Genomic DNA, 13,176 nt, shown 5'->3' on the forward strand with positions numbered 1-13,176 from the left:
TAATTTTTTAGTATAGGAAGTTCAATGGCAACCGGTATTGTTAAATGGTTTAACGACGCTAAAGGTTTTGGTTTTATCACCCCCGATGAAGGCGGCGAAGATTTGTTTGCCCATTTCTCTGCCATCAATATGGAAGGTTTCAAAACCCTGAAAGAAGGCCAACGTGTTTCTTTCGATGTAACCACCGGCCCCAAAGGCAAACAAGCCGCCAATATTCAGGCTGCTTGATTCAGTTGGGCCGGAGTGTTCCGGCTTCAATTCAAGAAGGTATGGCGGGTTGCAAAACCTGCCATTTATTTTTGCTTGTTTTTCAGACGGCCGATGATGAATACAGTCAAGCCGGGAATCTACCGCCACTATAAAGGCAATTTATACGAAGTGCTCGGCACCGCCCGCCACAGCGAAACCGAAGAGCTGTTGGTGGTTTACCGCGCCCTCTACGGTGATTACGGCTTATGGGTGCGCCCCGCTGCCATGTTTGCCGAAAGTGTCGGCGGCGTTTTGCGCTTTAGCTGCATACGCGGATTTTAAAACGCTTTCAGACGGCCTTTTGCTACAATAGGCCGTCTGAAAAAAGCAACCTTGTCGGAATATCACACACCATGAGCATCGCCAACAACCGCAAAGCCTTTCACGATTATTTTATCGAAGACCAAATCGAAGCCGGTTTGGTGCTCGAGGGCTGGGAAGTGAAAGCCGTCCGCGCAGGCCGCGTGCAGCTCAAAGAGAGCTATATCCATTGGAAGAAAGACGCGTTTTATCTGGTGGGCTGCCACATCACCGCGCTGCCGGCCGCCTCCACCCATGTGAAGCCCGATCCGGTGCGCCCGCGCAAACTGCTGCTGAAACAGCCGGAAATCAACAAACTAATCGGCAAAACCGAGCGTGCGGGCTACACCATTGTGCCGCTGAACCTGCATTACAGCCGGGGCTGTATCAAAATGGACATCGGCCTGGCCAAAGGCAAAAAGCAGCACGACAAACGCCAAAGCCTGAAAGAAGCCGACTGGAAGCGCGAGAAACAGCGTTTGATGAAAAACGCGGGTTAGCGGCTTCTGCCTCTTTCCAGGCCGTCTGAAACGTTCAATCGATATGACTAAGGAAACACGATGAAACACCCAATCAAAATATTGTCTTTAGCCTTAACGGCGGTCGTTTTAAGCGCGTGCGGCAGCACCAAAGTCAGCGTGGCAGAAGGGAAGGCCGGCGAGCTGGAAAGCATCAGCCGCATCTGCATCATTCCCAACGCCAAACGCACCCCGAAAGGTTTGGAAAACGTGATTGCCCGTTCGCTGAAAAAACACGGTATCGACAGCGAAATCGTCAATGTTTCAGACCGTAAACGCCTCTACACGCCCGAATGCCGTTACAACCTGCGCTATGTTTCGGCAGGCAGCCCGCAGATGATTGAAAAAATTACCATTATTCTGCGTACGCCTGATTATGGTGTTGCCACCATAGGCTATAATGTCAGCGATGATCCTGCTTGGCGCAGCATGCCCGATTTGCAGAAGCAAACCAACGGCATCATTGCACGCCTGCTGGGTAAAAACACGCAATAATTTACACCTTACCCTTCAGACGGCCCGCACAACCAATCATGCAGGCCGTCTGAATACTTATCCGCACCGGAGTCTGCACCATGCCCCAAGCCTCGCTCGCTTTGCCGCTGTTTCTGATTGTTGCCGGTGCCGTGTGGTTTCTCAAAACCACCGGCATTCTGCCTGCCACCGCTACGCTGGTTGCCATCGGCCTGGTTGTTGCCGGTGCCGCCGTATTGGTGATGGACGGCATCAACAAGCAGTCGGTCGTGTCCGGCCCGCTTTTAATTTAGGGGCTGTCCTAGATAACTAGAACAAATCCTGCTTTACTAATTGTTTTAAAATAGAAATTTGAAATTTTATCTCACTGTTGTTAAAACGCCATTCACACTCTTTCAAATACAGTTCAAAATGCTCTTTGGGAATGCCGTTAAACTTGCGTAAATGGCGTTTTGCTTGGTTCCAAAAGTTCTCAATTCCGTTAATGTGATTTTGTCGCTCAGCAAAATGTGTGCTGTGATTGATCCGAAAATGTGAAAATTCGCTCACATCAAGAACGTCATAACTTTTGTAACAATCGGTATAAACAATGCTATCAGGCTTCACTTGCTCGCGGATAATTGGCAATAAAGTCGCAGTTTGTGTATTGGGTACGGCAACGGTGTAAACCTTACCATTACGCTTCAAAAGCCCGAATACAGCCACTTTGCCAGCCGCACCGCGACCACGTTTGCCTTTGCGTTGTCCGCCAAAATAGCTTTCATCAACTTCTACTTCACCATCAAGCATTTCCAGATGCGGGCTGTTGTGATAGATAAGTAAGCGCAAACGGTGGAAGTAATAGGCAGCGGTATTTTTATTGACGCTAACTAATTGCGCCGCTGTGCGAGCGGTAACACCTGCAACAAATAGTTCAATCAGTTTGTTTTGCTTGTACTGACTTAAACGACTTTTTCTCATAGGGATTATTCTAACCTGAAGTTAAATTTCCCTAGTTATCTAGTACAGCCCCTTAATTTATATCGGCGCGGCGGTTTATTTGAAAAGCCGCTATCTGCTGGGTATCGCGCCTTTGGCGGCACTGGGCATGATGGTATTGGGCTGCCTGCTGCTGCTTTCCCGCAGCAATATCGTGCCGCACAAACGGGTGAAACTGCCCGAATGACAACAATAAAATTTTAATAAAAAAATATTTTGATTGTTTTTATACTGTTTTGCCGGAGTGGCCGGCGCCATCAGGCAGGATATTCCATTAAGCTGCCCGCAATCGTTATGGATAAAACAGCATGATTAAAAGAATCCGACCGCACTAAGGCGGGGCGGCCGCACCATTGAGCGAAATAGTGCCCGTAGCCATTCTTACCGCCAAATTGCCGCCGTTTGCGCCCCCGAATATGCCGTTGCCGAAAGGTTGCGATATCAGGCCGTATCAAGGCCGTCTGAAACGGGTTTTCAGACGGCCTTGATATATAGCACCGGGTGTTTTCGGAGAAGCCCTGCCGGCCGGGCGGCATCTTCTGATTCGGGTGGGCAGCGCATCGGGCGTGGTGTGCCGTTGCCGCACATCCGGCTGCGGTGATCACATCTCTGCAGGGTCCACATCCACCGACCATCTGATTTTACTGTCGCGGTATTGCTGCAACACCTGCACCCACAGGCTTACGGCGCGGTGCAGGCTGCGGCGGTCGGCAGATTCTAAAAACACTTGGGCGCGCTCGCGTTCGGCCAGGCGCACCATAAACATCGGCGCGGGGCCGAACACGGACACGTCTGCGCCGATGAACGGCTCGGTTACGGATTTGATATCGTTGAGAAAATCCATTGCATCGGCCACTTCGGCTGCATCGGCGCGGATGGCCGTCTGAAAGGCAAACGGCGGCATCTGCAACAGCTCGCGGCCGGCCAGTTCGGCTTCGGCGAAGGCGGGATAGTTTTGCGCTTTCACGGCGGCGAATACGGGGTGTTCGGGCAGCCGGGTCTGTATCAGCACCTTGCCGGCAGTCTGCGCACGCCCCGCACGGCCGGACACCTGCATCAGCTCGGCAAACAGGCGTTCGGGGGCGCGGAAGTCGGCGCTGTAGAGGCTGCCGTCTGCATTGAGCACCACCACCAGATTCAGGCGGGCGAAGTCGTGGCCTTTGGCGAGCATCTGGGTGCCGACCAGCACATCGATTCCGTTGTCGGCAATGCGGCGGTATAAATCGGCCCAATTGTGTTGGTGGGCGGTGCTGTCGCGGTCAACGCGGGCGATGGCGGCTTCGGGCATCAGCGCGCGCAGGGTTTCTTCAACGCGCTGTGTGCCTTGGCCGACAGCGGTCAGATCCTGGTTGCCGCATTCGGGGCATTTGTAGGGGATGGGGCTGCGGTAGTCGCAATGGTGGCAGCGCAGTTGGCGGGCGCGCTGGTGCAGCACCATTTTGGCCGAACAGCGCGGGCAGCCGGAAACATGGCCGCAGTCGCCGCAAAACAGGGCGGGGGCGAAGCCCCGGCGGTTGAGGTAAACCAGCGACATGCCGCCTTGCCGGTAGTTTTGCTGCAACAGTTTGAGGGCTTGCGGCGAGAAGCCGTTGTCGAGTTTCAGACGGCCGGTGTTTAAAATTTCCACCTGCGGCGGCCGGGCGGCGGTATGGGCGCGTTGGGGTAATTCCAACAGCCGGTAAGCGCCGCTTTGCGCTTTGTGCCAGCTCTCAAGGCTGGGGGTGGCGGAGCCGAGCACTATCGGGCAGCCGCTCTGCTTGGCGCGCCACACGGCCAAATCGCGGGCTTGGTAGCGCAGCTCGTTATCTTGTTTGAACGAGCCGTCGTGTTCTTCGTCCACCACAATCAGGCCAAGCTCGGGCAGCGGCGTGAACACCGCCAGCCGCGTGCCGATAACCAGCCGGGCTTGGCCGAGCAGGGCGCGCAGATAATCCTGCGTGCGCCGGCCTGCTGCGGTTTGGCTGTGCAGCACGGCAGCGGGCACACCGGCAAACCGTGCCCGCACCCGCTTGAGCAGCTGTGGCGTGAGGTTGATTTCGGGCAGCAGAAACAGCACCTGCCTGCCCGCTGCCAACACTTCGGCCATCACATCGAAATACACTTCGGTTTTGCCGCTGCCGGTGATGCCGTAAAGCAGAAACGGCTGAAAAGTGCTGCAGGCGGCCTGCACGGCCTGCGATGCGGCCTGCTGGGCGGCGTTGGGCATATGTTCGGACGGGTTCAGCTTCGGTGCGGCGGCGTTTAAGGCCTGTATCCAGCCTCGGGCGGCCCATTCCTGCACAAGCTTGGGCGCTTGGGGGTGGATGCGTTTTAAGGCCGCCATTTCGAGGCCGTCTGAAAACAGCGCCTGCCACAATGCGTGTTTTTTATGGAACCGCTGCGGCGGCGGTGTTTGCACCCTGCCGCTTTGGTTTAAGGCGTAAAACAGCGGCGGTTGCGGCATTTCAACGGGTTTGGGCTCTTTCAGCCCCGCCGGCAGCGCGGCAAATACGGTTTGGCCGGTGGGGTAATGGTAATAGCGCGCAACAAATCCAACCAATTCGAGCCAACGTTCCGGCAGCCGGGCTTCTTCGGTAAAAGCCGTTTGCACGGGCAGGATTTTCTCAACTGCTATGCTGCTTTCCACGCCGCTTGCCCACACCACGCCCGCTACCGTTTTGCCGCGAAACGGCACCGCCACCCGGCAGCCGGCGGGCAGTGCGGTCGGGTGGCGGTAGGTGAAGAGGCCGTCTGAAACCGGCACGTTGAGCGCGATGTGGTGCAAAATCATGCGGGCATTATAAGCGATATGGCGGCTTTGCTGAATGCGGCGCGGCGGCACGGCTTCGGGCAGACAGGGTGAATCTGCTTGATTGGCGTTACGGCGTTGCTGCGCCGCAGCTCAAAGAAAACGGTTTGGCAGGCCGCCCGGGCGGCGGCGGAACCGGTTTGCATTCTCTGAACTGCCTGCCGCCGGCTGCTTTTTACCGAAAATCAAGCAGATTCACTATAATGGCGGTTTTTTATGGCTTTGTTATGAATCCCGCGCATTCCGCCCGAGAAACCCGCAAAGGCATTTGGTATGCCGTTGGCTGTTATGCTGTTTGGGGGCTGTTTCCGATTTATTGGTATCCCGTCAGCCGGGCGGGCATGGCGGCAGAGCAGGTGTTGGCACAGCGGATTGTGTGGTCGGCACTGTTTGCCGTGGCGGTGCTGCTGTTTACCAGCCGGCAGGGTGAGTTTGCCGGCGTGTTCAGACGGCCGCACATTCTGGCCGCACTGTTTTTGAGCGGGTTCTGCATCGGCGCAAACTGGCTGGTGTATTTGTGGGCGATTGCCAATCATCATGTGCTCGATGCCAGCTTGGGCTATTTTATGTCGCCGCTTTTCAGCGTGTTTCTCGGCCGCGCGGTGTTGAAAGAAAGGCTGGATAAACAGCAGGCGGCTGCGGTAGCACTGGCGTTTGCGGGGATGGTGTGGCTGGCGTTGCCGGCAGGGCAGGTGCCGTGGGTGGCGCTGCTGCTGACGCTGACTTTCGGATGCTACGGTTTTATCCGCAAACTTGCGCCGGTGGGCGCTTTGGTGGGGCTGACTTGGGAAACCCTGATTCTGCTGCCCTTTGCGCTGGGTTATTTGGCACACCATTATGCGGCAGGCAGCCTGCAGTTTGCCGGTTTGGGCGCGTTGCCGCTGGCAGTGCTGCTCGGTTCGGGCGTGGCCACCACCGTGCCGTTATTGATGTTTGCCGCCGGTGCGCGGCGGATTCCACTCTCAATGCTCGGTATGCTGCAGTATTTTTCGCCTGTGCTGCAATTGGCGGCCGGCCTATTGCTGTTCGGCGAGACTTTTGATACCGGCCGCTTAATCGGCTACGGCTGGGTATGGCTGGGCGTGGCGCTGTATTTGGCCGCCGCATGGCGGCAGCACCGTGCCGCAGGGCATCGGGTGTGAATGCCAGGCGCTGCATGGGCGGGCGCGATATTGCGGGCAGGATGCTTGAAAACCCGAGACGTGGGATGTCCCGGCGGGTGTTAAGCCTTCAGCCAGTTTTTCGCGGCATCCATATCCGCCCAAATCTGCAGCTTCAAATCTTCGATACTGTCGAATTTTTTTTCATCGCGCAGTTTGTGCAGAAAGCGCACACTCAAACGCTGTCCGTAAAGGTTTCCCTGAAAATCAAAAAGATGCACTTCCAGCTTTTGGCGGCGCGATGCCGACACGCTGGGGTTGAAGCCGAAGCTGGCCACGCCGCAGCGTTTGCCGAAACTGCCCTCGGCCTCCACCACAAACACACCGTTTAAAGGATAGCGGTGGTGCGCAAGCTGCACGTTGGCGGTGGGGCTGCCCAGGGTGCGCCCGAGCTTGCTGCCGTGTTTGATGCGGCCGCCGAGTGTGTAGTCGCGGCCGAGCAGTTTGCGGGCGTGTTCCAAGCGGCCGTCTGAAAGGGCTTGACGTATGGCGGTGCTGCTGGCGCGGATATTTTCCACCAACACCGAAGGCGTGCGCTCGGTAATCATGCCGGGTTGGTTTTGCAGCATCTCGAAGCTGCCTTTGCGCCCTGCACCGAAGCGGAAATCATCGCCGATTAACAGATATCGGGTGTTTAGGCTCCCGCGCAGAATGCTGTCGATAAAGGCTTGCGCGCCCATGCCGGCAAAGGCTTGGTCGAAACGCAGCACCCACACAGCATCGACACAGCCGGTTTCGCGCAGCAGTTGCAGTTTGCTGCGCAGGGGGGAAATGCGGTAAGGCTGCTCCCGGCCGCTTTGGCGGGCGAAAAATTCCTGCGGTTGCGGCTCGAACACCACCACCGCAACAGGCAGGCCTCGGCTTCGGGCTTCTTGCTCCAGCCGCTGCAGGATATGGCGGTGGCCGAGGTGGACGCCGTCAAAATTGCCGATGGTAACGGCGCTGCCGTGGGGGAAGTGGGGCGGCATGTGCCGGCCGAACCAGATTTTCATAGGCGTTGTTCTGCGGTGGGGTGTCAAAAGGGCGGTATTGTAAGCCGATTCGGCAGCTTTCGGAATACGGCGCAAAACTTGTTGGGCAGGGCGTTGCCTTGCCGGCAAGATATTAAGGCCGTCTGAAAATATTTTCAGACGGCCTTTGGGCAAAACCCGCAGCGGCCGTTTAACGTCTGCGTTACCGCCGGCGGAAAAACCGGATTTGGCGCAGGCCGGTATTTTCAGGTTTCAATATGGTTGTACACGGTTTCTCAAAATAACCGTGAATCCGCTTGGTTTTTGATACAGGGCAGCAGGCCGCAGACGATACGGAGCGGGGGGGGGGGCGGCTCTGCTGCCGTTTGGGGCGGCCGGCAAAACCGCTCTCTTGGGGCTGGGGCGCGGCAGAGCCGTAACGGTGGAAATCAGGCGGGTTCGCGGTTTGCTGAATCTGTTAAGCCAGCGGCTCGAGCAGTTTGGCAAATGCTTCTTCAAACTGCTTGAGGCCGTCTTCCTGCAGGCGCAGGGCGAGGGCTTCGAGATCGATGCCGAGTTGTTCGGTTTCGTCTAAAACGGCAAGGGCTTCGGGCAGGCCGGCGGTGAGCGCGGCGGTGGCGGTGCCGTGGTCGGTAAAGGCTTTCAGCGTGGCATCGGGCACGGTGTTGACGGTGTCGGGGCCGATGAGGCTGTCCACATAGAGCGTGTCGGGATAGGCGGGGTTTTTCACACCGGTGGAGGCCCACAGGAGCTGCACGGGGCGGGCGCCCTGCGCTTTGAGCGCGGCAAAGGCTTCACTGCCGAAAAACTGCTGCCAATCCTGATAAGCGGCCTTGGCCAGCGCAACTGCCACTTTGCCTTGCAGGGATTTCGGCAGGGTGGGGTCGAGCGCGCCGTCTATGCGGGAAATGAAAAAGCTGGCCACCACGCTGATGTTGTGTACGGGCAGGCCGGCGGCCAGGCGGGCTTCGATGCCTTTCACATAGGCGGCATAGGCTTTGAGGGTTTGTTTGCGCGAAAACAGCAGGGTGAGGTTGATGCTGAGGCCGTCTGAAACCAACTGCTCCAATGCGCAGAGCCCTTCATCGGTGGCGGGCACTTTAATCATCACGTTGGGGCGGTTGATGGCTGTGTGCAGGCGTTTGGCTTCGGCTGTGGTGCCGGCGGTGTTGTGCGATAAATCGGGGGCGACTTCCAGGCTTACAAAGCCGGCCTTGCCGCCGCTTTTTTCATATTCGGGAAGAAACACATCACAGGCAGCCTGTACATCGGCAACGGCCAGCGTTTCGTAGATGGCTTTCGGGCTGCGGTTTTGCTGTTTCAGCGCGGCGATTTCGCCGGTGTATAAGGCATCGCCCGCAAATGCTTTTTGGAAAATGGCGGGGTTGGAGGTAACGCCGCACACGCCCTGCCGCATCATTTCGGCCAGCCCTCCGCCCTGCACCAGTGAACGCGATAAATTGTCGAGCCAGATTTGTTGGCCTAATGCTTGAACGTCCGATAAAATAGTCATCTCTGAAATCCTTGTTATTTATTGAGAAAGTAATGATGCTAACCCGATTCGCCGTATTTGGGTAGCCCTGCGGAACACAAGCATGGAAAATTGCAAACAATATCTGGACTGGGCGCGCGAGGTTTTGCGCATCGAAGCCGAAAGCCTGCATGAAATCGCCGCCGGGCTTGACGGCGGTTTTACCCGCGCTGCTGCCGCGCTGCTGCAATGCAGCGGCCGCGTAGTGGTGATGGGTATGGGCAAATCGGGGCACATCGGCCGCAAAGTGGCCGCCACCCTGGCTTCTACCGGCACGCCCGCGTTTTTCGTCCACCCCGCCGAAGCCGCCCACGGCGATTTGGGCATGATCGTTGACGGCGATGCGGTGATGGCCATTTCCAATTCGGGCGAGAGCGATGAAATCATTGCGGTTATTCCTGCGCTCAAACGCAAAAACATTACCCTGATTGCGATTACCGCGCGGCCGCAGTCCGCTATGGCGCGCCATGCCGACATCCACATCACCGCCGCCGTGTCAAACGAAGCCTGCCCGCTGGGGTTGGCGCCCACTTCCAGCACCACCGCCGTGATGGCGTTGGGCGATGCGCTGGCGGTGGTGCTGCTCAAGGCACGCGGGTTCACGCCCGATGATTTCGCCCTCAGCCACCCCGCCGGCAGCCTCGGCAAACGCCTGCTGCTGCGCGTGGCCGACATCATGCACGGCGGCGGCGGCCTGCCGGCTGTGGCGGGCGGCACTTTATTGAAAGATGCGATCGTTACAATGAGCGAAAAAGGCTTGGGTATGCTGGCCGTAACCGATGGCTGCGGCCGTCTGAAAGGCGTGTTTACCGATGGCGATCTGCGGCGGCTGTTTCAGCAGCGCGATAATTTTGCCGGGCTGGTGGTGGACGAAATCATGCACACCGCCCCCAAAACCATCGGCGTCGACAAACTCGCCGCCGAAGCCTTGAAGCAGATGCAGCAAAACCACATCAACGGCCTGCTGGTTGTGGAAGAAGGCGGCCTGCTGGTGGGCGCGCTGAACATGCACGATTTGTTGAAGGCGGGAATCGTGTGATGCGGCAGTGTGTTGTTCAGACGGCCTTGAATCATGCGGTGTGCTGTGCGGTTTGCCGCGCAGCCGCTTTGGCACAACGGCGGCACCGGTTTGCCTGGTTGCACGGGCTGTATTCTTTGCGGCACGGAGCCTTGTGTTTGATTGGATGGATCGGCTGTATTCATTTGCCGGAGTCGGTATGAAGAAACCCTATTGGCTGTTCATCGGCTGTATGCCGGCAGCCGCCGCTGCCGATAAAGAACGACCGGTTTTTAACCGTTAAAGCCGTATCGTTCCACAACGGCAGCAACACGTTTTGTATGAAATCACGGGGGCCGGGCCGGAATCGGGCGCAGAGGTGCGGTATGCGGCGGATACGGTGCGGCAAAGTTCGCGGCAGGCCTATTATTTGGAGGTGTGCGGCAGCCGGCCGCCGCTGCAAATCATCAGCAACAGCCATTGGGTTCAGAATGCCGCCGGCAGGCTGGTGGCGTGTTGGACCACAACACACTCGAAATATGCGGCAGCGAAGAAGCCCGCCAAGCCCGTGAAAACGGCGTGAACCAAAGCTGCCCGACCCGCAAAAACGTGCGCATCGATGAGAGCAGCGTCAAAAACGGCGTGATGACCGTGGCCTACACCTTAACCGACCGCGATTTCAACGATATTGCCACCATGCTGCCGTTTGCGGTGAACGTGATGAAAAGAAGGGTAACTGCCATCGTGTGCCGCCCCGAAGGCGGGCTGCTGCCGGGCTTGCAGACTGCAAGGTTCACCTTGCGCGACCGGCACGGCAAAGCCATGCCGCCTGTGGATATTTTACCGCCGGGCTGTATGCCGCAATCTGCCGCCGAGCCGCAGGAGGGCGAAGGCAGGCCGCGCCGTCAAGCCAAAGGCTGAGCCTGCAGGCTCCGCCGGTTTACACTTTCAGACGGCATTTAAAATTTATGGTGCTAAAATAAAGCCCTGATATTTGTTGGGGACGTTTGAAAGCTTTATATCGTGAATCGATTTGCCCTGTTGCGGCCTTGTGCTTTTTATTGCCGGCGGCCCTGAGACGGCAATGTGCGGATTCGCGGCGGCCTGTCAGATGAGGCCGGCAACGGTACGGCTTGCCCGCTCCACCGTTTTAACTAACCCGATGTATTTTATCTGTTTATTATCAAGAATACCTCATGCAAACCCTATCCCCTGAAATTCAGGCGCGCGCTGCCGCCGTCAAACTGCTGATTATGGACGTGGACGGTGTGCTTACAGACGGCCGCATTTTCATCCGCGACAACGGCGAAGAAATCAAATCTTTCCACACGCTTGACGGCCACGGCCTGAAAATGTTGCAGGCTTCCGGTGTGCAGACGGCCATTATCACCGGACGCGATGCCCCTTCGGTGGGCGTGCGCGTGAAGCAGCTCGGCATCGGCCACTACTATAAAGGCATACACGACAAACGCGCCGCCTATGCGCAGCTGCTTGCCGAAGCGGGCGTGGCCGAACACGAATGCGCCTTTATCGGCGATGATGTGGTCGATCTGCCCGTGATGGTGCGCTGCGGCCTGCCCGTTGCCGTGCCGGAAGCGCATTGGTTTACTCTGCAATACGCAGCCTATGTTACCCGCAAAAGCGCAGGGCAGGGCGCGGTGCGCGAGCTGTGCGACCTGATTATGCGGGCGCAGGGCAAACTTGAAGCCGCTTTGCAGGAGTATGTGCAATGATCAGGCTGCGACACGGCTGGCTGTTTCCACTGGTGTTGGCGGTTTGCCTGGGCGGCCTTTCTGCCTGGCTGGGGCGTATCAGCCAAATTGATGTGGAAGAAGCCGCCCTCAATCCCAACGAGCCGCAATATTCGATGACGGGCATCAACGGCAAACGTTTTGACGGGCAAGGCCGTCTGAAAGAAAGCCTGAGCGCCGAAACGGCTTGGCAATTGCCCAAAAGCAGCAACATCACCTTTGAAAAACCCGAGCTTGCCCTGTATGACGGCGGGCGGCTGCTCTATACGGTAAAAAGCAACGAAGCAGGCTACCACACCGAAAGCCGCAAAGTGCAGTTTCAAAACGAAGTGGTGCTCACTAAAAACGCCGATGCCCAACGCCCCGCCGGCATTTTGAAAACCAACAGCCTGACCGTTGATACGCAAACCGAAACCGCCGAAACCCAAGAGGCTGTCGAATATCAGTACGGCGACTCCCACGGCACGGCAAACGGCTTGGTATATGACCATAAACAAGGTTTCTTAAACCTGCCTTCACGTGTGAAAGCCATTATTTATGACCCAAAAAACCTGTAAAACCGCCGCGCTTGCCGTTTTAGCCCTTATGGCCGCCGCCCCTTGTGCGTTTGCGCTGGAAAGCGACCGCCGGCAGCCGATTCAAATCGAGGCCGACCAGGGTTCGCTCGACCAGGCCAACCAAGTGACCACATTCAGCGGCAATGTGATTATCAAGCAGGGCACGCTCAACATCAGCGCAGGCAGCGTGCGCGTATCGCGCAACAGCAAAGGCGAGCAGCAGATGAATGCTGCCGGCAGCCCCGTGCGTTTCAGCCAAACGCTAGATGACGGCAAAGGCATCGTGAAAGGACGGGCCGACAATATCGATTACTCGTCTGCCACCAATATCGTGAAGCTCACAGGCAATGCGCGGGTGGAGCGGGGCGGCGATGTGGCCGAGGGTGCCGTTATCACCTATAACACCCGCACCGAAATCTACACCGTGCAGGGCAGCAAGGCTGCCGGCGGCAAAAGCGGCAAGCGTGTAACCGTGGTTATCCAGCCGTCCGGTGCACAATCCCAGGGCAGGAAAAAATAATCTTCGGCCGTCTGAAACTCCCGGCAGGCGTGCCGCCCTGTTTTTCAGACGGCCGGGGATTGTATAAAACCCGCGCCGGCATTTGAAAACATCCGCATGATGCTTGTGCTGGGTTAGGGCATCTTCATTGGTTCCGCAGAAATAACATACAGCAAACCGCTTGTCCGGCCGGGGCGTTGCCGTGCTTCACCCCGAAGCGGGTGGGTGTTCGGCCGCGCAAACGGCAGCAGAACCGGTTTGGTATGAATATATTGTTTGGAAATTGCCGCTTGGTGCCGTCTGTCTGTGCAGCTTGTTTTGCGCTTCATTCGAGCGCTATCCGCTAGGCAGGCGAGCGGCACAGCCCCGGGCATAAAGGCTCGGAAACTTCAGATGGTATTTT

The 13,176-nt window shown here is 57.3% G+C and carries 15 protein-coding genes and 1 pseudogene; 12 read left to right on the plus strand and 4 right to left on the minus strand.

Features of this window, described 5'->3' with window-relative positions:
- Window positions 1-24 precede the first annotated feature (24 nt).
- The 5 genes and pseudogenes from H7A79_RS14855 to H7A79_RS14875 form a co-directional block, all read left to right on the plus strand.
- Window positions 25-228 carry a cold-shock protein gene (locus tag H7A79_RS14855; RefSeq protein ID WP_002217533.1) on the plus strand — a complete coding sequence of 68 codons (204 nt, stop codon included), beginning with the start codon at window positions 25-27 and terminating at the stop codon, window positions 226-228.
- A gap of 93 nt (window positions 229-321) precedes the next feature.
- Complete coding sequence (locus tag H7A79_RS14860; protein ID WP_209304409.1) at window positions 322-531, plus strand: DUF1653 domain-containing protein; 210 nt, start codon at window positions 322-324, stop codon at window positions 529-531.
- Window positions 532-602: 71 nt separating this feature from the next.
- A complete protein-coding gene (gene smpB, locus H7A79_RS14865; RefSeq protein ID WP_135034693.1) occupies window positions 603-1,049 on the plus strand; it encodes an SsrA-binding protein SmpB in 447 nt (148 codons plus the stop codon).
- A 60-nt stretch (window positions 1,050-1,109) separates the two neighbouring features.
- Complete coding sequence (locus tag H7A79_RS14870) at window positions 1,110-1,562, plus strand: hypothetical protein (protein WP_135034692.1); 453 nt, start codon at window positions 1,110-1,112, stop codon at window positions 1,560-1,562.
- 80 nt (window positions 1,563-1,642) lie between these two features.
- A pseudogene (locus tag H7A79_RS14875) lies at window positions 1,643-1,831 on the plus strand (hypothetical protein); the annotation flags it as partial.
- Window positions 1,832-1,850: 19 nt separating this feature from the next.
- Here H7A79_RS14875 and H7A79_RS14880 read toward each other — a convergent pair.
- Window positions 1,851-2,501, minus strand: a complete 651-nt coding sequence (locus H7A79_RS14880; RefSeq protein WP_186999880.1) for an IS1595 family transposase — start codon at window positions 2,499-2,501, stop codon at window positions 1,851-1,853.
- 79 nt (window positions 2,502-2,580) lie between these two features.
- Between H7A79_RS14880 and H7A79_RS14885 the strand changes: the two genes are divergently transcribed.
- Entirely contained in the window at window positions 2,581-2,706 is a 126-nt protein-coding gene (locus H7A79_RS14885; protein ID WP_281384937.1) for a hypothetical protein, read from the plus strand.
- A 414-nt stretch (window positions 2,707-3,120) separates the two neighbouring features.
- Here the strand turns inward: H7A79_RS14885 and H7A79_RS14890 are convergent, their stop codons facing one another.
- Window positions 3,121-5,289: a primosomal protein N' gene (locus H7A79_RS14890; RefSeq protein ID WP_187001751.1), complete on the minus strand. Its 2,169-nt coding sequence runs from the start codon at window positions 5,287-5,289 to the stop codon at window positions 3,121-3,123.
- Window positions 5,290-5,534: 245 nt separating this feature from the next.
- Here H7A79_RS14890 and rarD point away from each other — a divergent pair, with 245 nt between their 5' ends.
- Window positions 5,535-6,449, plus strand: coding sequence for an EamA family transporter RarD (gene rarD / locus H7A79_RS14895; RefSeq protein ID WP_187000657.1), 915 nt, complete (start codon window positions 5,535-5,537; stop codon window positions 6,447-6,449).
- Between the two features lie 80 nt (window positions 6,450-6,529).
- Here rarD and ribF read toward each other — a convergent pair whose 3' ends face one another.
- Together ribF and tal are read right to left on the minus strand one after the other, a co-directional pair.
- A complete protein-coding gene (ribF, locus tag H7A79_RS14900; RefSeq protein ID WP_187000658.1) occupies window positions 6,530-7,459 on the minus strand; it encodes a bifunctional riboflavin kinase/FAD synthetase in 930 nt (309 codons plus the stop codon).
- 436 nt (window positions 7,460-7,895) lie between these two features.
- Complete coding sequence (gene tal / locus H7A79_RS14905) at window positions 7,896-8,951, minus strand: transaldolase (protein WP_187000659.1); 1,056 nt, start codon at window positions 8,949-8,951, stop codon at window positions 7,896-7,898.
- Between the two features lie 82 nt (window positions 8,952-9,033).
- On the opposite strand from tal, the gene H7A79_RS14910 reads away from it, so the two are divergent.
- The 5 genes from H7A79_RS14910 (at window position 9,034) to lptA (ending at window position 12,794) form a co-directional block, all read left to right on the plus strand.
- Entirely contained in the window at window positions 9,034-10,008 is a 975-nt protein-coding gene (locus H7A79_RS14910; protein ID WP_187000660.1) for a KpsF/GutQ family sugar-phosphate isomerase, read from the plus strand.
- 471 nt (window positions 10,009-10,479) lie between these two features.
- Window positions 10,480-10,887, plus strand: a complete 408-nt coding sequence (locus H7A79_RS14915) for a hypothetical protein (protein ID WP_187000661.1) — start codon at window positions 10,480-10,482, stop codon at window positions 10,885-10,887.
- A gap of 275 nt (window positions 10,888-11,162) precedes the next feature.
- Complete coding sequence (locus tag H7A79_RS14920) at window positions 11,163-11,699, plus strand: KdsC family phosphatase (protein WP_187000662.1); 537 nt, start codon at window positions 11,163-11,165, stop codon at window positions 11,697-11,699.
- Window positions 11,696-12,274: an LPS export ABC transporter periplasmic protein LptC gene (gene lptC / locus H7A79_RS14925; RefSeq protein WP_135034684.1), complete on the plus strand. Its 579-nt coding sequence runs from the start codon at window positions 11,696-11,698 to the stop codon at window positions 12,272-12,274. The genes H7A79_RS14920 and lptC overlap by 4 nt, the downstream gene beginning before the upstream one ends.
- Window positions 12,255-12,794 carry a lipopolysaccharide transport periplasmic protein LptA gene (lptA, locus tag H7A79_RS14930; protein WP_187000663.1) on the plus strand — a complete coding sequence of 180 codons (540 nt, stop codon included), beginning with the start codon at window positions 12,255-12,257 and terminating at the stop codon, window positions 12,792-12,794. Before lptC ends, lptA begins: the two co-directional genes overlap by 20 nt.
- Window positions 12,795-13,176: the final 382 nt, after the last annotated feature.

The sequence above is a fragment of the Neisseria musculi genome, assembly GCF_014297595.2.
Lineage (GTDB): Bacteria > Pseudomonadota > Gammaproteobacteria > Burkholderiales > Neisseriaceae > Neisseria > Neisseria musculi.

Excerpts from the sequence above, each read along its gene's own strand:
- tal (WP_187000659.1), bottom strand. The coding sequence starts at position 8,951 with ATGACTATTTTATCGGACGTTCAAGCATTAGGCCAACAAATCTGGCTC.
- lptC (WP_135034684.1), top strand. The coding sequence starts at position 11,696 with ATGATCAGGCTGCGACACGGCTGGCTGTTTCCACTGGTGTTGGCGGTT.
- H7A79_RS14860 (WP_209304409.1), top strand. The coding sequence starts at position 322 with ATGATGAATACAGTCAAGCCGGGAATCTACCGCCACTATAAAGGCAAT.
- H7A79_RS14855 (WP_002217533.1), top strand. The coding sequence starts at position 25 with ATGGCAACCGGTATTGTTAAATGGTTTAACGACGCTAAAGGTTTTGGT.
- H7A79_RS14910 (WP_187000660.1), top strand. The coding sequence starts at position 9,034 with ATGGAAAATTGCAAACAATATCTGGACTGGGCGCGCGAGGTTTTGCGC.
- lptA (WP_187000663.1), top strand. The coding sequence starts at position 12,255 with ATGACCCAAAAAACCTGTAAAACCGCCGCGCTTGCCGTTTTAGCCCTT.
- H7A79_RS14920 (WP_187000662.1), top strand. The coding sequence starts at position 11,163 with ATGCAAACCCTATCCCCTGAAATTCAGGCGCGCGCTGCCGCCGTCAAA.
- smpB (WP_135034693.1), top strand. The coding sequence starts at position 603 with ATGAGCATCGCCAACAACCGCAAAGCCTTTCACGATTATTTTATCGAA.
- rarD (WP_187000657.1), top strand. The coding sequence starts at position 5,535 with ATGAATCCCGCGCATTCCGCCCGAGAAACCCGCAAAGGCATTTGGTAT.
- H7A79_RS14880 (WP_186999880.1), bottom strand. The coding sequence starts at position 2,501 with ATGAGAAAAAGTCGTTTAAGTCAGTACAAGCAAAACAAACTGATTGAA.
- H7A79_RS14890 (WP_187001751.1), bottom strand. The coding sequence starts at position 5,289 with ATGATTTTGCACCACATCGCGCTCAACGTGCCGGTTTCAGACGGCCTC.
- H7A79_RS14870 (WP_135034692.1), top strand. The coding sequence starts at position 1,110 with ATGAAACACCCAATCAAAATATTGTCTTTAGCCTTAACGGCGGTCGTT.
- ribF (WP_187000658.1), bottom strand. The coding sequence starts at position 7,459 with ATGAAAATCTGGTTCGGCCGGCACATGCCGCCCCACTTCCCCCACGGC.